This is a genomic window from Sediminibacterium sp., assembly GCF_019264485.1.
In the GTDB taxonomy this organism is placed as follows: domain Bacteria; phylum Bacteroidota; class Bacteroidia; order Chitinophagales; family Chitinophagaceae; genus Sediminibacterium.
On sequence record NZ_JAHVAA010000007.1, the window covers coordinates 19,719 to 40,366 of the forward strand.

The window sequence follows — 20,648 nt, forward strand, 5'->3', positions numbered from 1 at the left end:
GCACTTGCTTTTCATCGTTCATTCAGCAAATCAAGGGCCAGTTTTTTAACATCGGAGAAAAACTCACCATAATGCTGTTTAAACTGATCATAATGTACTTCAAATAAACGAAAAGCATCATTATCGGTGGAAAGATACGAGGCTCTTCTGGCAACGCCTTCAAAACTTCGCTCAATTCCCCAGGTAAAACGGTAATTATAGAGCCAGTTCTGTGTTTTCATATAGGGGAACAAACGAGCGAATTTTTCCGGGAAAAGATGGGTATATGGGTCGAGTAAACGATAGGTTCTGGTAGAAAATTCCATCCATGTATCGGCGCTGTGTATGGATGTATCTGTGGCCAGAAAATGATCATAGACCACATCAACGAAAGCACCGGAATAAGTTCCTACAGCAGGCTGCAGTAAAAGTTTTGCTTTTTTTGTGGCCGCATGCTGGTCGGTAAACACATCAATCATGCGATGTAAACGGATGCCTTTCTGTATACCCGCGGGGTAATCGTATTGCTTTTTGCCTTTTACAAAATCGCTGATCATATTACCCACCAGTATCTCGGGCTCATCAAACGACAGGTAAGCATGTGCCAGGTAATTCATGCTTTTTTATTCTTAAAGAACCGGTAAGAATAAATTGCCGGTATAATGACGATAATAAGTGTAATGGCCATAGTAATAAAAAAGGCGGTCATAAAGGGGAAAGCTATGGCAGATACAGCCATTAGTAAACCTGCAGGTATCCACAGCTTTGCTGCCAGTTGATGAGTTGCCGCCCAGTTTTCTTCGTCTTCCAGTGTCCAGGGTAAACGTAGACCGATAAAATAATTGGGTTTTATACTGCGCATGAAATAGCCCATTACAGCAATGAGTAAACCAACAGCGGGTAATACAATTTTCTGTATACCAAAATTGCCGAAAGTTTTGCTCATCGATAATACGATACCCGTACTGATTAATGAGATAAACAGTACTACTATTATGGCAATTGCTTTGTGTGTTTCTACAGAAACACCGGCTGATTTTTTAGGATCTATTTTATGAAGGTTACTCAATAATAAATAAACACCCAGGCCAACTACGAACAAAATACTTACATGTACCCATATGGAAGATTTAGCCCCAAACTTATCTGCTATTCCTTCCGCATTAAAGTGAACAGGAATGGTTTCGGGTAATCCACTATAAAGGATGGCCGTAATAATGGCCGGGATGAAGAGGAGTGCAATAGCCAGCAGCGGCGATGTAAAAAAACGTCTCATGTGTACGATTTTCTTAAAGATACAACAGCCTTTTCAACTAAGCTACAGTTCTTACCACTGCTAAAAATTAACCACACCATAACTGCTTTTATGTTTTTCTTATGAATTCTTTTGTAATGCAGTGCTGTATTGTGTTTGAGCCAATTATTAACGATCCTTAACATAGGAATTAACGCCACTCATACAACTCTAACCATACCCGCTTTCACTTAGTCACAATTACCCTGTGACCGATATACATCTGCTTAGCTTTGGTTTGTCATTGGGAAATAAAAAACTCAACATATCATCATTTAAAAAAAACAATCATGAAAAAGTTTATCCTTGCCACACTCATCACTGTTACTATCGGTAGCAGTGTGTTAGCAGCCGATGTAAGTAAAGTAAGTTTCCGCGTACTCAATGCATTTGAGACACAATTTGCCGGAGCAACAGATGTTAACTGGACGGTTACCGCCGATTACACCAAGGTGAAATTTACAATGGAGGGCGAAAAAGTAGAAGCGTTCTTCAGCAGTAACGGAGATGTAATTGGTACTTCCAGAAAAACAGAATTCAAGCGCCTTCCTTTATCTGCCATCCAGAAGATTAAAAAAGTGTATGCTAAGTACCAGGTAACAGAAACCATTGAGTTTGAACTGAACGGCGAAAGAAAATATTATGTATCTGTAGAAAGTGAAACAGACAGAAAAATCCTGGAAGTTTCTTTTTACGGACAGGTAAGCGTATTCGATAAGAATAACTAAGTTGGTGTTTGGTTAATCTGAAAAGCCCCAGGTAATGATTACCGGGGCTTTTTGTTGATATAATTATGTATGGAGATAAACTCGCCTTCTTTTTGTAAATACTGTATAGTTCTGTTGAGGCGCTCCAGTAATTGATCAATACACCATCTGCGCGTAAACATGGGTAATTGATAATGATTGATGTCTGTAAATTCCCACGGATGAAAATAGAGACAGAGATAGCCGTCTTTTTTAAGTGTTTGCAGGGCCAGGTATTTAAAAACCTGCCATGGCATATTTTTAAAACTGAGCCAGAAAAGTGGTATCCTTAAATTGGGAGAAACGGATGCAGGTATTCTGTATATGCCCGATTCGGAGTAGACGGTTCTGGGCAGATGAAGATTATTATACCTGCCGGGTAACCAGGTTGGGTTAACAGATGAATCGTATTGGTAACCCGCTTTTTTTACCTCATCCATGTCTACTGTCCTCATTCTTGGCATTCTTAACCCGTAAACTGGGTGGCCTGTAATTTCTTCCAGTCTCTGTTTGGATAGTTGAAGGTCTTCATTTGCAAAACTCGAATGGTAATAGGTATGTGATGCAACTTCGTGTTGTATAGAAAGTTCCTTAACAGCTTGCGGAAAATGGTCAGCAAAATTTGCCGTGGTAAATAAGGTGGATTGAATATTGCGATCTGCTAAAATGGGAGAAATACTGTCTAAACCTTTTTTGCCAATGCTCAATTGCTCTTCTTTTGAAATCTGATAACCATATTCCAGTGGCATATCAAATTCTTCCACATCAAAACTCAATAATATAAATCGCTCTGTGCTCATAAATTCGATTCACGGATGATATAGTGAGGCCGGTTTTTACTTTGCATAAATAATTTTCCCAGATAAAGACCAATAATACCTAAAATCATGAGCTGAAGCCCACCAAAAAATGCGATGGTAGCTATGAGGGAAGTCCAGCCCGATATGGTTTTCTCAAAAAAATAGCTATAAATGATATAAGGAATATAGAGCAGCGATAACATAGAGAATGCAAAACCGAGGTAGGCGGCTATGTACAGAGGTTTGGTACTGAAGGATGTAATACCCTGTAGTGCAAAACGGATCATTCTTTTGATGGTGTATTTCGATTCACCATTGCTTCTGCTACCTGCTGTATATTCAATAGCTACCTGACTGAATCCGACCCATTTCGATAAACCCCTTAAAAAAAGATCGCCTTCATTAAAATTCTTGAATACGGGAACTACTTTTTTATCGAGTAACCTGAAATCTGCTGCACCTGTATCGAGTTCAATGTCTGATACTTTGTTGAGTAACTTATAAAAAAGACTGGAGGTTTTCTTTTTCAGGAGCGATATTCCTTTATCATCTTTCCGGATCGTATATACCACATCGTAGCCCTTTTCCCAGTTTTGCAACATCAGGGGTATGAGTTCGGGAGGGTGTTGCAAATCGCCATCCATCATAATTACTGCATCGGTATTTTCATCAACAGTATCAATTCCGGCTTTTAGTGCATTCTGGTGACCAAAATTTCTGGAAAGGCCAATATAAAAAACCTGTTCATCCGATGCCGCTGTTGTTTTTAAAACCGCAAGTGTATTATCTGTACTGCCATCATCAATAAATGTAATGGAGTATGTATAAGGTACGGTTTGCATGATGTTTTTAACAGCATGGGTCACTGCAGGAATATTCTTCTCCTCATTACAAACCGGAATGACGATACAAATTTTCTTTTTCATATTCATTGGTTGTTTGGGGTAAAGCATATTTTCCTCTTATCAGCTCTTTGATCATAATAAGCCAGATGATAAAACAGGGCAGTGCTTTCATGGAATACTTTATAAAAAAGCCATCTCTTATTGTTCTTGGAAATAGATCGGTTGGAGATAATATGGTGAACAAAAACAGAAAGAGTAGTAATAATACCTGCCTACTGTTTAATGGTAAATGAATGGCGAACCAGACAGCAATACCAGCTACAGCTATTATATATGTGGGCGATTCTGCGGATGAGCTGAATATTACTACAGCTACAAGGAGCATACAATAATAGGTAAGGGTGAATTTTTTTTCAGCGAACTGTTTATACCTGAGTAAAGGGAATAATAATAAGAGCGCTGCAGGAATAGTTATGAAATAATTGGGAAGGTTCTTCATATCAAATACTCTCCTGATCATTCCTCCTGCCGAAATATCCTGCATACCCGAAGCAACAGAAATATCTATATTGGTTTCATTCTTTTCTATTAAAGAATGAAACCAGTCTGTATACGACTGTATAATAAAATCGGGTGAGGAGATGAGCATGGGTAATGCAACCAGTAAAATCAGCCAGCCGATGAATGAAAACACAAATAGTTTTTTCTTGTCTGTAAACAGGAAAAGAACCAATCCCGCCACACTGTACAGTTTAATAAGAAAACCCGCTGCAATTAAAAAAGTTGCCGGTACAATCTTATTATCTCTTACATATGTATAGGCCAGTAACATTGATCCTGCCAGCATGGGGTTAAACTGAACACTATGTGTTGCTGTCATTTGTTCGATACAACAAATCAGCAGAACAGTATAAAACTGGGTAGTTGAAAGGTTCAGTTGTTTAAGTGCATAAAACAATACCCATGCATTTGCCAGACACCATAACAAACATCCTGCAGCAACCGGGAGCCAGGTAAAAGGGGCAATCAGTATACTGAATAAGGGGCCATAGTGGTTACTGTCTGCATAGTCAGAAGGGTAGCTGAGGTATAAGTTTACCTGTTGAAGGGTGTGTTCGTATACACCGCGGTAGATGAGGAAATTGTTGATTTCACCATATCCCCTGCTTATTTCAAGCAGGGCGGCAAGCAGGGTTGCAGTAAACCATACTACAACGGGCAGGCCAATGGTAAACCTGCCGATGGTTTTTTCGGAGTAGAGAATCTTCATGCGGGGACTACAAGGATATTAAGATTTTGCTATAATTCGGGATTAGAATGAGATTAGAAATTGATCGTAAACATTTGAAAATCTTGCATATATGTTCAGAAAAGCTTGTTTTTAAAAGAATATATGTGTTATCCTGAATAGGATGGAATGGCTCAAAAAAATTACCTTTGCAGCCTTTAATAGAACCATTATGAACAAAGGCCCCGTTTCTCAGTTTATTCAACACCATTACCGCCATTTTAATGCGGCTGCTTTGGTAGATGCTGCCAAAGGTTATGAAACCCATTTGCTGGAAGGCGGTAAAATGCTGGTAAGTCTTGCCGGTGCCATGAGTACGGCTGAGCTTGGTATCAGTCTGGCAGAAATGATTCGCCAGGATAAGGTTGCCATCATTAGTTGCACCGGTGCCAACCTGGAAGAAGATGTAATGAACCTGGTGGCGCACAGTCATTATAAAAGAGTACCCAACTACCGCGATCTTACACCGCAGGATGAGTGGGATCTGCTGGAGAACCATTATAACCGAGTTACAGATACATGTATACCAGAGGAAGAAGCATTCCGTCGTTTGCAGAAACACCTGGTAAAACAATGGAAAGAAGCGGAAGCCAGGGGGGAAAGATATTTTCCGCATGAATTTTTATATAAAACTGTTCTCAGTGGTGAGCTGAAGCAGTATTATGAGATCGATCCAAAAAACAGCTGGATCGTTGCAGCGGCAGAGAAAAATCTGCCCATTGTTGTTCCGGGATGGGAAGACAGTACTACCGGTAATATCTTCGCGAGCTATGTAATCAAGAATGAACTGAAAGCCAGTACCGTAAAAAATGGTATTGAATATATGGTGTGGCTGGCCGACTGGTATCGGGAGAACAGCGGCGGAAAAGGTGTTGGGTTCTTCCAGATAGGCGGAGGTATTGCTGGCGATTTCCCGATTTGTGTGGTGCCAATGATGTACCAGGATTTAGAATGGCATGATGTTCCTTTCTGGAGTTATTTCTGCCAGATCAGTGATTCTACCACTTCTTATGGTTCCTATTCAGGTGCCGTTCCGAATGAAAAAATTACCTGGGGTAAACTCGATATCAATACGCCTAAATATATTGTGGAGAGTGATGCTACAATTGTAGTACCATTGATTTTTGCGTACTTATTAGGATGGTAACAGAGGTTAGGAAGAGAGAAATTAAAAAGTCAAAAGTCAAAAAAGGAGTATTCTTTTTTGACTTTTGACTTTTTAATTTTGAATTTATTTTATCTAGGAGGCATATTCAAAGGCATATCACGTTTTAACATGGTATCCTTATTGGCAATTACCCAGGCAGTGTGGTAAATAAGTCTTGCTCTTTTTTCCATCACATCAAAATTAATCTTCTCAACAGTATCAGTAGGGCGATGGTAATCGCGGTGGGTACCATTGAAGTAGAAAATTACAGGAACACCTTTATTGGCAAAATTGTAATGGTCGCTTCTGTAATAGAATCGGTTTACATCTTTAGGATCGTTGAATCTTCTGTCCAACTCCATGTTGATGTATTTGCTGTTTACTTCATTGGTAATAGGCGTAAGATCGCTGCTCAATTTATCATCACCAATTACATATACATAGTTCATAGAATCGCCTTTGTAAGTAGGGTCAATTCTTCCCACCATGTCGATGTTCAGGTCAACAGTAGTTTTTTCCAGTGGGAAAATAGGATGCTCTGAATAGTAACGTGAACCCAATAATCCTTTTTCTTCACCCGACACATTCATGAATACCATTGTTCTGCGTGGGCCATCACCTTTTTTCTTTGCAGCAACAAAAGCCTCAGCAATTTCCAGAACGCTTACAGTACCTGAACCATCATCATCTGCACCATAATAAATATCGCCGTTGATTACACCTTCATGATCATAATGGCTGGTGATGAAGACGTATTCATCGGCTTTATCTGTACCGGGTAAAACAGCGATTACATTACTGCTTTCCAGTTCATTTACTTTTTTGTCGGCAGTAATTTTCAGTTCTGAACGATACACACCTTTGTTCAGTTCACTCATTTGCTGAATGGTGAGTTTTGCAGTGCGGCCCAATAAAGCACTGGCTATTTCTTCAGAGATGGTAATGGCTGCAGCAGGTTCAGTCGTGGGTTTGCTTAAAGACATACCGCTTCTGGTTTGGCCGGGTGTTGTTTTTGGAAAATTTTTAGAAACGATTAATACACCTGCAGCACCTTTTGTTCTGGCTGTGCTCATTTTACCAAATACAGATCCGGGACCTCTTTGGTTAGCGGGGCCGGTACTGCCGGGTGTTCCTTCGAGTACCAGAACAATTTTACCTTTTACATCGAGGTTGGCATAATCGTTACGGGTAGAGTCGCTGATGCCATAGCCTGCAAACACAACATCGGAATAAGTATTGCTGCCATTGGCAATGGTAGATACAGATGTACTATAGTCTTTGTCGGCTGCAAAGGGGCGGCCATTTACAGAGAGCTTACTGCTTACGAGTTCAAGCTGGTACAATGGGTACATAGCCTGGTAACTGTTTCCGTTACCGGGTTTTAATCCCATTCTTTTATACTCGGCTTCCAGGTAGGCTGCGGCTTTACGCTGGCCTTCCATGGCTGTTTCGCGACCTTCCATTTCTGGTCCGGCAACAATGGTGAGGTGTTTTTTAAGATCGCCCATGGTGATGCTTTTGGCATATGTGGCCGGATCACCTTTTTGTGCGATGCCCATTGTCGCAGACAACAGGAAGGCAGATAGTACAATAATTCGCATAGTTATAGTGGTGTTTAAAGATTATGAACAAGCAATTTTTCCAACACGTGTTGCATGACGACCGCCTTCGAAAGCAGTACTCATAAAAATTTCAATCATCTGCTGTGCCAGTGCTAAGGCAACAAACCTGGCCGGAATACAAATAATATTGGCATCATTGTGCAAACGGATGAGTGAAGCCACATCGTTCTGCCAGGCAAGTCCGGCACGCACCTGCTGGTGTTTATTGGCAGTAATGGCAACACCGTTAGCGCTTCCACAGAATAAAATACCAAAAGCTGATTCTCCTTTTTCAACGCTGCTGGCAGTGGGGTGGGCAAAATCAGGATAGTCTACAGAATCCAAAGAGGGCGCGCCAAAATCTTTTACATTGTAACCTTTGCCGATGAGCCAGTTTTTTATGGCTTCCTTGTACTCAAAACCTGCATGGTCTGAGCCAATGGCAATAGGTTTCGACGCATCAAAAACATAATTCATGTGTGTGAATTGAGGGATGAAATTAAAGGATTAGACCAAGAGCCGTGCAAAAAATATATAAACGGGCTGGGTGTTTTTAAAATTAAGTGTTTGTGAAATGGCTGTGAGCTTTGGGCTATGAGCCATGAGCTTTTTGTAATTATGCTTAAACTATCATAATATATTAACTCATAGCTCATGGCTCAAAGCTAACCTCAGGTATTGCGAAACTTAAAGAGTTCTAAAATATTTAGCTCCATTCTTCCTGGTCTCTTTTTTCCTGTTCTTTCGATACCCTTGCTGAAATAATAATACTCAACTCATACAAAAAGAACAGGGGAAGGAACACAATCAACTGGCTCATCCAGTCGGGGCTAGGTGTAATAATGGCGGCGGCAATTAATATAATCACCACTGCATATTTCCTGGTTCTGCGTAAATAGGAAGGAGAAATCAATCCAATTTTTGTAAGCAGGTATGCCAGTACGGGTAATTCAAAAGCTATACCACAACCAAGAATAAGATTGGTCAGGTTATCGAGGTAATCGGTTAATGTAGGACGGGTTACCAGTACACCTTTAGTACCGAGTTGAAAACCGGCGAGGAAGTTGAAAGTAAAAGGTCCCAGTAAAAAATACCCGAAAGCCGCACCACAAAAGAAAAAGAAGGATACCCAGAAAATGATAAAACGGGTGTTTTTCAGTTCTTTGTCTTTCAATGCAGGTTTAATAAAACGCCAGAATTCCCAGAAGATATAGGGAAAAGCGATGATGATACCTCCTACAAGCGACATGGTAATACTACTCAGAAACTGTCCGGCGAAAGTGGTGGTTTGCATATCAACTTTTACCGGTGGCATGCAAAGAACATCGCCAAGATGTGCCCAGTGACTAAAATCGCAAAGCGCCCGATAGCTGATAAAATCGGCATGAATAGGACCTGTAATGATATTGTCGAAAACCCAGTCGCGGTAAATAAAAATGGCTATGCCAAAAACTAAAATGGCCAGTATGGAACGAATGATATGTTTTCTCAGTTCCTCCAGATGGTCTATAAAACTCATCTCTGCCTGTTCTGTTCCATTGTTTCTTTTAAATAAGGCCATGCCCGTCAACTGCTTTAGGAGTGGGCAAAGTTAGGGGTAAGAGTAACACGAAAAATAGCCATTTCAGATTGCTGTATGTAATTCTTTTCTTATTTGATCTGCCAGATCCCCGGTATTCCCGTAAATAAAGCTTTTATGGGCAGCTCCGGCAACCGTGGTTGAATGTGGTGCATTTTGCGGGCGTAAATACCAAAGTTGTTTGCCCCTGCCTATTGCATAACCTGCTTCCAGTCCAACACCAATGGCTTTTTCAGAACATTCGGCTATCAGTAATCCGCAACGGTCTATTTCAATTAAGGCCTGTTGCATCATTTCTTTTTCTTGATGGGGAGAGAAATGGTAATGATCTACAAAAACAAATAGCTCAATACCATGCTCGGCTAACACTTGTTGAATGGTTTTTACTACGGGGTCAAGCGTTGTACGGAGAGAAAGGCTAATGGCCAGGTAGGCGCGCTTCATCAGCGTAAGATTTTCATCTTTACCGTATCAATCCTTGTTTCGCTCACGCTTAGTATATCGAAACGGTAATCGTCGATAATGATGGTTTCTTTATTGGTGGGAATGGATTCATGTTTCTGAATGATATAACCACTCAGTGTTTCTGAATCGTTCTCCGGAAACTCAAGGTTGTATTTTTCTTTGAGGTAGTCAAGTTCAAGTCGGCCACTGAAGATAAATTCATCTTCTGCCAGTTGCTTTTCTACAAATTCCTCCACATCATATTCATCATGAATTTCACCAAAAATTTCTTCCAGCAGGTCCTCCATGGTTACAATACCTGCTGTGCCACCAAATTCGTCTACCACCCAGGCAATGCTTTTCCTGTCCTTGGTAAATTTGTTGATGAGGTCGGCAGCACTCATACTCTCCGGTACTGCCAATATGGGATGTAATATCTGCTGAATAGAAGAGGGGCGTTTAAACAGATCGGTCTGGTGAACATAGCCCAGAATATTATCGATGTTCTCGTCAAAGATCAACAGTTTGCTGAGTTTTGTATGTACAAAGCGCTGACGAAGTGCTTCGATGGAAATAGTTTTGTCTACTCCTTCAATCTCCGTTCTGGGAACCAGGCACTGTCTGATCTTCACCATCGGTAAGCTCAGTGCGTTTTCAAACAATTCTGTATTCAGTTCCTGGTTGTCTTCATCCTGTTCTTTTGTTTGCTGAAAAAAATGTTCGAGGTCTACTTTAGTAAAAGCTTCGGTTTTATCGTTTACCCGAACATTGAAAATATATTTCAATATCCACTGAGAAAGATTGACAAATAAGTTGGTAAGGGGTTCAAAGAGGGTATGAAAGAATTTGGCTAAGGGTGCAAAAAAACTCAGTAAGCTGTCGTTGCGCGCACGAAATATGGCTTTGGGAATAAACTCACCGAAAATCATTACAATGATGGCTGAAATAATGGTATCGATGATGAGTTTAAGGTATTCGTTTTTAACATTCAGTGGGTTCCAGGCAATTCCTTTCAGGAATTCATCAAACAATAATCCATAGATAACGAGTACGGTATTGAGGCCAATAAGACAGGTACCTATAAACTTTGCGGGGTTTTCTACAAAGTTGGATAAAATAATTCCGCTTTGTTTACCCTGTTTTTTTTTCAGTTCAATGCTGAGGCGGTTAGCGCTCACGAAAGCAATTTCATAACCGGCAAAAAAACCGATCAGTATCAATGAGGCGATGATCCATACAATGGTATAGAGCTCTGTCATGGGAAAAAATTCTGGATGCTAAGATAAGTCAAATATGGGCATAGACCATGGTCTATAGTCTATGGTTATTAATCCCAAAAGCAAGTGCCCCGTGGAAACGGGGCACGAACCGATCGTTAACAACATGAGAAAATCGGCTGTGTGAGATATATAATGCACATGAAGAAACAAGCCATCGTTAAAAGTAGAAGAGCGGCCGGCAAGTGGCCGCTCTTCAAGGGGTATATATGGAGTGATTGGTTATTTGAAATCAACGGTACAGTTCTGGCATTTCATTTCAATCTTTAAACCTTTGCCATCACCGGCTGTTCCTGTGAATTTTACAGGTGTGTTTGAACCACTTCGGTTAAGCAATAATGTTCCCGGTACAGTTGTTGCAGTAATTTTTCCCGTAACAGCCATTTGATTGTTTTGCTCAGGGGCTACGTTTCCGGAAACGGTACCAGCTGCAATAGTTCCCTGAGAAGGTTTTGTAGCTATAGTGAGAGGCATACTATGAAGAGTTCCAGCAGTGGTGTTTTTTGAAAGTGCTGTTATATCAGCTTCTGTTACTGCAACAGGTGTTTTTTCAAAATCAGCATATACTGTGCTGTAGCTACCCAGAAAATCAACAGCATAATTTTTTGTATCGCGAAGCGGGATACGGATATCAGCGTAGCGATTGTCTACTTTAATGAGTTTTACATTGCTGCCTACATTTCTTACTTTAATATCTGCATTACTGCCATCGAGTTCAAGAGAGCCGGATAAACGGGTGATGCGCAGGTTACCATAATTTTTCCGGCCTTTGATATCGGTTACGTCTTCTACCTCAAACTCATCGTTGGTGCTGATCATTTTTATTTTTTTGGCAGATGCCATTTCTATCGTGGCATATTTGCTTTCAATATCGAGGTCATCGATATTATTGGCACTGAAACGACCATTTGAAAATTCAATCTCTGCCTCTTTAATATCACGCACATTGGCGTTAGAATATTTGGAGCGCAGACGCAGTTTATTCAGGTTTTCTGCTTCGAGGTTGCCATTGGTAATATCTAATAATATATCACCTATTCCGGCGGGTAACTGCACATCTGAGAATTTTGTTTCAATATCCATTTTACTTCCTGCAGGAACATAAATGGTCAGCATTCTTTTTCCTATTTTGGCATTGTTGGCAGATAGCGTGGTAATTTTTGAGGGGTATCCGTTTACAACTACCGGGTCCATAGAATAACGCGAAGTAGCGGAAAAGGTAAAACCTGAACCTAATCTTGAATTAGTTGATTTGATTTTAACGGATGTACCAAGTGCTTTCAGGCTGATGCCCATTCTTTCAAACCATTCTGCATCGGTAAACGTGCTTTCTTTTTCAAAATAAGCAGTGGTTACTACCTTTACCTTAGGCTGATCCCAGGTCTTTACCTGTATGGCTAAAGAACTGTTCTCAATATAAATTTCTCCGCCTTTGGGCATATTTATTTCCTGGCTTATTTCTTTTGATTTCAGATCCTCCTGTTTAATGTTATGAGTCTCGAAAGTATAAGCATTTTGTGCAGCAAAAACTTCAACAGGAGAAGCAGCTCTTATGGTTGTTGCCTGTAGGTTTCCTTGGCCGGATATGTAAGTGGTACTCTGTGCAAAGCCAGCGGCTGCAAATAGCATACTCAGTATAGCACCGGTAATTTTAATAGTAGTAAATCGCATATAAAGGGTATTTAGATATTAATGAAATAAGTTTTAACGCTGTCAACCGGGCGGCTCATTTGTTTAACGCGGTTGTTGATTTTGTTCATTTCTGTTTGTAACTGTTTAAGTGTACTGAGTTTGATCTGGTAGAGATTGATCAGTTGATCCAGCAGGTCATCTGTAAGTCCGCGTTTTACGATTTCTGCTTTTACCGTTTTCTCATCTTTCTCCAGTTGCCTGATCTGTATTTTAAAATCTGAAAAATATTCAGCCGATTCAGCATACATAGGAATAGTACCTACTTTATTACGCTGCAGGTTGATGACCTGTTTAAAACTGTTTTCTACATTCTGTAAAGCAATAAGATCAGCACGTTCAGCAGTTGTTTTTTGTTCAGGAACAGTTTTCTTTTCCCGCGTAACAGAGGCCAGTACTTTATTTGTTTCCTCATTTATTTCAGGAACGGAGATAACCGGTTCTGTAGCCTGCTTTATTTCTTCTTGTCTGGGTTCTGCTGAAGTTCTTGATGCCTGTAAAATTTCTTGTGTCTTACCTTCGTCCTCTTTCAACAGGCTCCAGGTGCCAATTCCTGCCAGTACCAGCACACAGGCCGCCACAGCCCAGCGGGTAATGGTTACCACAATGGCTGTTTTCTTTACCGGCTGTTGCACCTGTATGCGTTCCCAAACCATTGGCGAGGGCTCATCACTATCCAGTGCTTCGCGGTTTTGTTGCAGGTATTTTTTTAACTCATCCATGTACCTGAATTTGTTTTGTGATTCTTTCTTTTAATAATTGTCTGGCCCGGTGGTACTGACTCTTACTCGTTGACTCTGAAATACCGAGATGGGATGCAATGTCTTTATGACTGTAATCTTCAAGTACATAGAGATTGAAAACCTGTCGGCATCCATCGGGTAAGTTTTTTATTTCCTGGTGTACCATTTTAATATCTACTGTCTGCCACCATTCGGGTTCTTCGTTGCTCAGGGTTTCATCCCAATGATCATCCCATGCTGTCTGGTAAGTATTTTTTTTACAGAAACGAATACATTCATTCACCACAATCCGTTTCAGCCATCCACCAAACTGGGCGGGTTCTTTGAGTTGTTTCAGGTTGCGAAACGCAATCATAAATGATTCCTGTAACAGGTCTTCTGCATCGCTGAGGTTACCCGTCATACGGGTGCAGATATTGAACATCGCCTTACTATATTGCCGGTACAGCCAGGCCTGTGATGGTTGATCTCCCAGGCAGGCTTTTCTCACAACAGCCGTTTGTATGGTAGTTTCCTGTTCCAATGAATAGTTCCGCTATTAAGAGTGTTGCAGGTGAAAAAGGTTGGAAAGAAGGTATAACTTTTTTCGTCCGGCAAATATCCGTCAATAAAAAAGCGGTAAACTGAAGAAGTTTACCGCTTTTAAATATTTGTATATCAATTAGTTAAGCCAAATCCATCGTAGGCTTATTTTGAAGAATGGCTTCAATTTTTTCCATAACCTCACTGGTAAGCATCGGTAAAACATCCAGTGCTTTCAGGTTTTCTTCCAGTTGCTGTTTTTTGGTAGCACCCAGAATAGCTGTGGTTACATTCGGGTTCTTAATGGTCCAGGCAATAGCCATTTCAGCAAGACTCACATTCATTTCCTGTGCCAGTACCACCAGTTTTTTGGCTTTCTCAATCTTGGCATCCTGTACCCATCTGTCTTTAAGCCAGTCGAAACCCTCTATGGCTAGCCTTGAATCTGCCGGGATACCATTATTGTATTTACCCGTTAAGAAACCTGCGGCCAAAGGACTCCAGATGGTGGTTCCCAGTCCAACGTTTTTGAATACAGGTAAATAATCCTGCTCCATTTTAAACCGTTCGAACATATTGTATTGTGGTTGCTCTACACTGGGGCCAATCAAACCATATTGATGTGCCACTCTGTGTGCCTCCATAATTTCGGCGCCGCTCCACTGGCTGGTACCCCAGTATAAAATTTTACCCTGCTGTATCAGATTATGCATGGTCCATACCACTTCTTCGATGGGTACATTGGTATCGGGGCGATGGCAGAAATAGAGATCGAGATAATCGAGTTGTAAACGTTGAAGGGCTTCATGACAGGCTTCCATCAGGTGTTTACGGCTGAGTCCTGTTTGGTTGGGTTTATTCTCTTTACCTCTCCAACCAAAATAGGCTTTTGAGGAAACGGTATATGAGGTGCGGTCCCAGTTTTTCTTTTTCAGGATACGCCCCATCATTTTTTCACTCTCACCCAGTGCATAAGCTTCTGCGTTATCAAAAAAATTAATACCCTTATCATAGGCTATACCCATTAATTCATCGGCAATGCTGTCGTCAATCTGTTTGTGAAAAGTAACCCAGCTTCCATAACTCAAAACACTTAACTGCAAACCGGTTCGGCCCATTCTTCTGTATTCCATACGATATATTTTTATCTGTTGAGGAGAGTGGTTTCAATTTGATCATGAAACCGGCCTGCAATTTATTAAAAAAGAATCTTGCAGCTTTTATTGATTTACTTAACTTGTAAATATGTCGAACGATCTGCTTACTTCTTTGAACGCCATGCGCAGTTATTTTGCCTCTGGGGCCACACGTAGTTATGCTTTCCGCAAGCAACAACTGCTGGCATTGAAAAAAGCAGTGGCAGATTATGAGCAGGAAATCTATGATGCACTTTATGCCGATCTGAAAAAAAGCCCGGAAGAAGCATGGATAACAGAAAATGGTTTTTTACTGAATGAAATCAATTATACCATCAAATGGCTGAGTGCCTGGATGGAGCCCGAAAAGAAAAGTACCAATCTGTTAAACTTACCAAGTTCCAGTTATGTAGTAAAAGAGCCATTGGGTGTGGTATTGATTATTGGTCCATGGAACTATCCTTTGCAGTTATTATTCATGCCATTGGTAGGTGCCATAGCCGCAGGTAATTGCGTGGTGCTTAAACCGAGTGAGTTTGCGCCTGCAACAGCAGCTGTTATGCAGAAAATAATTGAAGCTGTTTTTACCAAAGAATATGTGCTGTATGTGCCGGGTGATGGTGCCGCTGTTATTCCGGCAATGATGAATAACTTCTCTTTCGACCATGTTTTTTATACAGGTAGTACAGCAGTGGGTAAACTCATTTATAAAATGGCTGCCGAACGTCTGGTACCGGTTACATTGGAACTGGGAGGGAAAAGCCCCTGTGTGGTTATGGCAGATGCCAGTATAAAAGTGGCAGCCAACCGTATCGTCATCACCAAGTTTTCAAATGCCGGGCAAATGTGTGTGGCGCCCGATTATATATTGGTTCATACATCTGTTAAGGAAAAACTGGTAGAGGCGATGAAGAAAAAAATTCTTCAATTTTTTACAGAACAGCCGATAAACAGTGATGAGTATGGAAAGATTATTAATGAAAAACAGTTTAACCGCTTGCTGTCTTACCTCAGCAATGGAACCATACTTCATGGGGGAGACAATGATATAAATCGTTTGTATATGGGTCCTGCATTGCTTGGTAATGTTACTGTTGACAGTGCCATTATGCAGGAAGAAATTTTTGGCCCCATATTGCCTGTAATTGGTTATAATACAAAAGAGGAGGCATTGGCTATTATAAACCGTAATCCAAACCCATTGGCTTTTTATATTTTTTCATCGAATGATAAAGAAGCAAGGAAGTGGGTGGAGAATGTACCATCAGGAGCTGCATGTATTAACAATGCAAGCTGGCATGTAACCAATCATCATCTACCCTTTGGTGGCAGGGGCTTCAGCGGAACGGGTCGGTATCATGGCAAATATTCTTTTGATACATTCAGCCATGAAAAAGCGGTTTTAAAAACACCCACCTGGTTTGATCCTGCTATGAAATACCCGCCTTTCAAAGGCAAGCTGAAACTGTTTAAGAAATTTATATAGTAACAGCAGATATCACATGAATAAAACCCCGTTTATCCGAAAACTAATCATTGCCTTTCTTGTTATACTCATTGTAGTATTATTACTTAAAAGAAAAGATATGACCTGGCGACAATCACTGTTAAAAACTTTTTACCCTGTTATTATGCTCCCGGGTAAATTATTTGGTGGATCATCAAAAGGTTTAGTAAATAAAAAACAAATGCAGCCAGTCAGCTCCTTTTATCAACTCCGGTTTACACTTAATAATGGTACAACCCTTTCAATGGAAACGTTCAGGGGTAAAAAAGTTTTATTGGTAAATACTGCAAGCGATTGTGGATATACAGGTCAGTATGCAGAACTGGAGGCACTATATAAGCAATACAAAGACGATGGCCTGGTAATTATTGGCTTCCCTGCCAATGATTTTAAACAACAGGAACAGCGCGATGATGCGGCTATTGCTGAATTCTGTAAAATAAATTATGGAGTAACGTTTTTACTCGCACAAAAGAGTAGTGTGATTAAAAGTGCAGAGCAGAATCCTGTGTTTCAATGGCTGAGTAGCCTTTCATTAAATGGCTGGAATGAGCAGGAGCCCACCTGGAATTTCTGTAAATACATCGTGAATGAAAATGGCGTACTTGAAGCTTTTTTCCCGCAAGGGGTTTCGCCGTTGGATGAATCACTGATAAAATACATTAAACCATAATCTGTGAATCTGTGGCTATTCTTTGCCACAGATTCACAGATTAATTATAACGGGCAGTTTTCATGATAATTTACCAACTCAATTGCCTGTCTCTCCATCACAAAATCTTTATAGTTAACAGCTACTTCATCTAATACTCCTTCCACTTCTTCCATGTTCTTTAAAGTAACCAGCCTGTTACGGTAATCTTTAATACCGGGCAGACCTTTCAGGTAATTGGCATAATGCCTCCGCATTTCATTGATGCCAACAATGGGGCCTTTCCACTCGATCGATTTACGCAAATGCTGGCGACAAACATTCACCCTTTCTTCTACTGTAGGGGCTGCCAGCAGTTCGCCGGTTTGCACATAATGTTTAATCTCACGGAATATCCAGGGGTAACCAATGGCGGCACGACCAATCATAATACCATCTACGCCGTATTTATTTTTATAGCTTAATGCTTTCTGCGGACTGTCAATATCACCATTCCCAAAAATGGGAATATGAATACGCGGGTTATTTTTTACTTTGGCAATCAGGGTCCAGTCGGCCTCACCTTTATACATCTGGGCACGAGTTCTTCCATGTATACTTAATGCTTTGATGCCTACATCCTGTAATCTTTCAGCTACTTCTTCTATATTTTTACTGTTGTCATCCCAGCCTAATCTTGTTTTAACGGTTACGGGCAGGCGGGTAGATTTTACAACAGCATCTGTAAGTCTAACCATCAGGTCGAGATCTTTCAGTACACCAGCGCCTGCACCCTTACCCGCAACTTTTTTTACGGGGCAGCCAAAATTGATATCGAGCAGGTCTGGATTGGTAACATCTACAATTTTTGCCGCCAGTGCGAGGCTTTCTTCGTCACCCCCGAAAATCTGTATACCAATAGGGCGCTCATAATCGAAAATATCGAGTTTTCTTCTGCTTTTAATAGCATCACGAATTAATCCTTCGCTGCTGATGAATTCAGTGTACATCAGGTCGGCCCCGTTCTCCTTACAAACCATACGAAAGGGCGGGTCGCTTACATCTTCCATCGGTGCAAGTAAGAGCGGAAAATCTGGTAATTCTATCTTGTCAATTTTAACCATGATGCAACATTCTAGTTCTTTTCTCTGTTTCTTTGTCTGAACTGTTCATATCCGAAATCTGTATGGATATACGGATGGTCATTTACCCGTTTAACCGGAAGTAGGTATATGACCCGATACCTGTATCTTAGACATCGGCCCGAACAGGGTGCAAATTTACAAGCTTATTCTTCAACCACATGAATCAGAAGGCACAGATTAGTTTTCCTGTACAGTTTTTGCTTTTGCTCGGACTTGTAGGTATTGGTATGGTAATTGGCTCCCTGCTCATGGCAGCATTGGGTACCAGTTTGTTAGATGTTTCCCTTTTGGAAGTGCCCGATGCCATGAATAAACCCGAAAATGCCAATATTTCAAGGCTGTTGAATACAATGGCAACACTGATTGCTTTTCTGGTTCCATCTCTTGTATTTGCAAAAATTGTAAACCGTCAACCACTTAATTATCTCGGGTTTAACCTGAAAATGAGTACCAGACAGGTTGGACTGGTAATCTTAATCACTTTTGCGGGAATGATTTTAAGCGGTGCATTGGGTATGTTGAACCAGGATATCCCACTTTCTGAAGAATGGCTCAAAAAGGCAAAAGCACTGGAACAAACCTATAAAAATGCCATGCTCAACATGGCTTATATGAACAGTATCTCCGATTTTATACTGGCCATATTGGTGATGGCATTGGCTCCCGCTATTTTTGAAGAAGTATTGTTTCGTGGTGCTTTTCAGAAAATATTTATTCAATGGACCAAAAATGCATGGGTCGGTATTATCATCACCAGTATTTTATTCAGCGCCATACATTTTTCCTATTTCGGGTTCCTGCCAAGAATTGCACTCGGAATGATATTGGGATTGATTTTTTATTATACCAATAATCTCTGGTTAAGTATACTGCAACATTTCCTCAACAATGCATTTATTGTTGCCCAATTATACATTGTTCAGTCGCAGGGAAAATCTGTTGAGAAAGCTATTGATGAAACCATGCCTGTTTGGTGGGGACTTGTTGGACTGGCATTGCTGGTATTACTTTTTAAGCAGTTGTATAAACAAAGTAAGACTGTGTCTTCATCAATTATATCATCAGAACCGATAACTACTCATGAGTAACTGGCAAAAAATATTTTCTACCCGTGCTTATGCCGAAGCAGCTATTATAAAGGGCATGCTGGAAGAAAACCAGATACCTGTTCAGGTACTGAATAAGCAGGACAGTAGCTATCCCATGTTTGGTGATATACAAATTTTTGTTCCGGCCCACCTGCAACTGGCAGCCAGCGAACTGATTAATAAGACGCTGTTGAATTAGTTGATAGCATATAGTCCATAGTCGATGGTCCATGGTTAGAACCAGGATGAATAAACTATGGGCCATCGACTATGGACTATACACTATCTGCCTTACCTTCACACCATGGCTTTCAATTTTCAAACTTTCAGAACCCGTGCTTTAACCGCTATTGTTTTTGTGGTGGTAATGTTGGGTGGATTATTATGGAATCAATGGAGTTTTCTTTTGTTGTTTTCAGTGATACATGTTGGTTGTTGGATTGAATACATATCACTAATCGGAAAAATTGATTCAAGATACCAGAGTATTTCACCAATACACAAGGCAGGAGCCATTATTGCCGGGTTGGGATTTATGTTTTGGATGACAGATGATCAATACACCATCGGAAATATTTTTTTGCGAGAAGTGGGAGGCTGGATATTAGTAATATCATTGGCAGGCCTAATACTCTTGAAACTCATCAAAGCGCGCATGCCCGACTGGAAAATCATTGGTTATACAGTTGGTGGATTGCTCTATATCTCGCTGTCATGGGGTTTGCTGACAGACCTTTATAATGAAGTCACTTCACCCCAATTCGCCAACAGTGGTTGGTTATTACCCATACTTATCATAGCTACCATCTGGATCAATGATACCATGGCATATATTGTTGGATCGTTTATAGGTAAAACACCTTTCTCACCCATTTCACCCAAAAAAACCTGGGAAGGAACAATAGGAGGTGCCATACTGGCTGTATTGGCGGTTACACTTGTGGCTGTGTACTGGTTGGAGCTTGATGCAACTCAAATGATCATCATTACGGTAACCGCTGCTGTAATGGGTACACTTGGTGATCTGTTTGAAAGTAAGCTGAAACGAATGGCGGGTGTGAAAGACAGTGGAAGTTTTATGCCCGGACACGGCGGTTTTTTAGACAGGTTCGATTCTTTGTTACTGGCCATACCCTATGTATGGTTACTGCTGTTTTTACTTCGTTAATAAACAGACGAAATTTTGC

Annotated in this window: 22 protein-coding genes; 7 read left to right on the forward strand and 15 right to left on the reverse strand. The window is 40.7% G+C overall.

What is annotated here, in order from left to right:
* Nucleotides 1-11: 11 nt before the first annotated feature.
* Nucleotides 12-596 carry an ACP phosphodiesterase gene (locus tag KXJ59_RS04525; protein ID WP_295201603.1) on the reverse strand — a complete coding sequence of 195 codons (585 nt, stop codon included), beginning with the start codon at nt 594-596 and terminating at the stop codon, nt 12-14.
* Complete coding sequence (locus tag KXJ59_RS04530; protein WP_295201605.1) at nt 593-1,255, reverse strand: SdpI family protein; 663 nt, start codon at nt 1,253-1,255, stop codon at nt 593-595. The genes KXJ59_RS04525 and KXJ59_RS04530 overlap by 4 nt, the downstream gene beginning before the upstream one ends.
* A gap of 308 nt (nt 1,256-1,563) precedes the next feature.
* On the opposite strand from KXJ59_RS04530, the gene KXJ59_RS04535 reads away from it, so the two are divergent.
* Complete coding sequence (locus tag KXJ59_RS04535; protein ID WP_295201607.1) at nt 1,564-2,001, forward strand: hypothetical protein; 438 nt, start codon at nt 1,564-1,566, stop codon at nt 1,999-2,001.
* 38 nt (nt 2,002-2,039) lie between these two features.
* On the opposite strand, the gene KXJ59_RS04540 is transcribed toward KXJ59_RS04535, so the two are convergent.
* Genes KXJ59_RS04540 through KXJ59_RS04550 form a run of 3 tightly spaced genes read right to left on the reverse strand, consistent with a single transcriptional unit; the run spans nt 2,040 to nt 4,934 of the window.
* Nucleotides 2,040-2,819 carry a polysaccharide deacetylase family protein gene (locus KXJ59_RS04540; protein WP_295201609.1) on the reverse strand — a complete coding sequence of 260 codons (780 nt, stop codon included), beginning with the start codon at nt 2,817-2,819 and terminating at the stop codon, nt 2,040-2,042.
* Entirely contained in the window at nt 2,816-3,745 is a 930-nt protein-coding gene (locus KXJ59_RS04545; protein WP_295201610.1) for a glycosyltransferase family 2 protein, read from the reverse strand. Before KXJ59_RS04545 ends, KXJ59_RS04540 begins: the two co-directional genes overlap by 4 nt.
* Nucleotides 3,708-4,934: a glycosyltransferase family 87 protein gene (locus KXJ59_RS04550; RefSeq protein WP_295201612.1), complete on the reverse strand. Its 1,227-nt coding sequence runs from the start codon at nt 4,932-4,934 to the stop codon at nt 3,708-3,710. Before KXJ59_RS04550 ends, KXJ59_RS04545 begins: the two co-directional genes overlap by 38 nt.
* Nucleotides 4,935-5,124: 190 nt before the next feature.
* Between KXJ59_RS04550 and KXJ59_RS04555 the strand changes: the two genes are divergently transcribed.
* Nucleotides 5,125-6,099 carry a deoxyhypusine synthase family protein gene (locus KXJ59_RS04555; protein ID WP_295201621.1) on the forward strand — a complete coding sequence of 325 codons (975 nt, stop codon included), beginning with the start codon at nt 5,125-5,127 and terminating at the stop codon, nt 6,097-6,099.
* 89 nt (nt 6,100-6,188) lie between these two features.
* Here KXJ59_RS04555 and KXJ59_RS04560 read toward each other — a convergent pair whose 3' ends face one another.
* The 9 genes from KXJ59_RS04560 to KXJ59_RS04600 all read right to left on the reverse strand — a co-directional run bounded on the left by KXJ59_RS04560 (nt 6,189) and on the right by KXJ59_RS04600 (nt 15,087).
* Complete coding sequence (locus KXJ59_RS04560) at nt 6,189-7,700, reverse strand: M28 family peptidase (protein WP_295201623.1); 1,512 nt, start codon at nt 7,698-7,700, stop codon at nt 6,189-6,191.
* A gap of 21 nt (nt 7,701-7,721) precedes the next feature.
* The gene (rpiB, locus tag KXJ59_RS04565; protein WP_295201626.1) at nt 7,722-8,177 is read right to left on the reverse strand and encodes a ribose 5-phosphate isomerase B; all 456 of its coding nucleotides are present in this window, start codon (nt 8,175-8,177) and stop codon (nt 7,722-7,724) included.
* Between the two features lie 229 nt (nt 8,178-8,406).
* The gene (gene tatC, locus KXJ59_RS04570; RefSeq protein WP_295201627.1) at nt 8,407-9,261 is read right to left on the reverse strand and encodes a twin-arginine translocase subunit TatC; all 855 of its coding nucleotides are present in this window, start codon (nt 9,259-9,261) and stop codon (nt 8,407-8,409) included.
* A gap of 63 nt (nt 9,262-9,324) precedes the next feature.
* Nucleotides 9,325-9,723: a nucleoside 2-deoxyribosyltransferase gene (locus KXJ59_RS04575; RefSeq protein WP_295201630.1), complete on the reverse strand. Its 399-nt coding sequence runs from the start codon at nt 9,721-9,723 to the stop codon at nt 9,325-9,327.
* Entirely contained in the window at nt 9,723-10,982 is a 1,260-nt protein-coding gene (locus tag KXJ59_RS04580) for a hemolysin family protein (RefSeq protein WP_295201633.1), read from the reverse strand. Before KXJ59_RS04580 ends, KXJ59_RS04575 begins: the two co-directional genes overlap by 1 nt.
* A 240-nt stretch (nt 10,983-11,222) precedes the next feature.
* Entirely contained in the window at nt 11,223-12,671 is a 1,449-nt protein-coding gene (locus KXJ59_RS04585; RefSeq protein WP_295201635.1) for a DUF4097 family beta strand repeat-containing protein, read from the reverse strand.
* Between the two features lie 11 nt (nt 12,672-12,682).
* Nucleotides 12,683-13,411: a hypothetical protein gene (locus KXJ59_RS04590; protein ID WP_295201637.1), complete on the reverse strand. Its 729-nt coding sequence runs from the start codon at nt 13,409-13,411 to the stop codon at nt 12,683-12,685.
* Complete coding sequence (locus KXJ59_RS04595) at nt 13,404-13,922, reverse strand: sigma-70 family RNA polymerase sigma factor (protein ID WP_295201639.1); 519 nt, start codon at nt 13,920-13,922, stop codon at nt 13,404-13,406. The genes KXJ59_RS04590 and KXJ59_RS04595 overlap by 8 nt, the downstream gene beginning before the upstream one ends.
* Nucleotides 13,923-14,097: 175 nt before the next feature.
* Nucleotides 14,098-15,087 carry an aldo/keto reductase gene (locus KXJ59_RS04600; RefSeq protein ID WP_295201642.1) on the reverse strand — a complete coding sequence of 330 codons (990 nt, stop codon included), beginning with the start codon at nt 15,085-15,087 and terminating at the stop codon, nt 14,098-14,100.
* 112 nt (nt 15,088-15,199) lie between these two features.
* Here KXJ59_RS04600 and KXJ59_RS04605 point away from each other — a divergent pair, with 112 nt between their 5' ends.
* The gene (locus KXJ59_RS04605; protein ID WP_295201645.1) at nt 15,200-16,576 is read left to right on the forward strand and encodes an aldehyde dehydrogenase; all 1,377 of its coding nucleotides are present in this window, start codon (nt 15,200-15,202) and stop codon (nt 16,574-16,576) included.
* 16 nt (nt 16,577-16,592) lie between these two features.
* Entirely contained in the window at nt 16,593-17,270 is a 678-nt protein-coding gene (locus KXJ59_RS04610) for a glutathione peroxidase (protein ID WP_295201648.1), read from the forward strand.
* 44 nt (nt 17,271-17,314) lie between these two features.
* Here the strand turns inward: KXJ59_RS04610 and dusB are convergent, their stop codons facing one another.
* Nucleotides 17,315-18,352, reverse strand: a complete 1,038-nt coding sequence (gene dusB / locus KXJ59_RS04615; protein WP_295201650.1) for a tRNA dihydrouridine synthase DusB — start codon at nt 18,350-18,352, stop codon at nt 17,315-17,317.
* A 179-nt stretch (nt 18,353-18,531) separates the two neighbouring features.
* On the opposite strand from dusB, the gene KXJ59_RS04620 reads away from it, so the two are divergent.
* From KXJ59_RS04620 to KXJ59_RS04630, 3 genes are all read left to right on the forward strand, one after another.
* Complete coding sequence (locus KXJ59_RS04620) at nt 18,532-19,461, forward strand: CPBP family intramembrane glutamic endopeptidase (protein WP_295201653.1); 930 nt, start codon at nt 18,532-18,534, stop codon at nt 19,459-19,461.
* On the forward strand, nt 19,454-19,660 hold the full coding sequence (locus KXJ59_RS04625) for a DUF2007 domain-containing protein (RefSeq protein ID WP_295201655.1): 207 nt from the start codon (nt 19,454-19,456) through the stop codon (nt 19,658-19,660). The genes KXJ59_RS04620 and KXJ59_RS04625 overlap by 8 nt, the downstream gene beginning before the upstream one ends.
* 105 nt (nt 19,661-19,765) lie before the next feature.
* Nucleotides 19,766-20,629 (forward strand): phosphatidate cytidylyltransferase, encoded by an 864-nt coding sequence (locus KXJ59_RS04630; RefSeq protein WP_295201658.1) that lies wholly within the window; start codon nt 19,766-19,768, stop codon nt 20,627-20,629.
* Nucleotides 20,630-20,648: the final 19 nt, after the last annotated feature.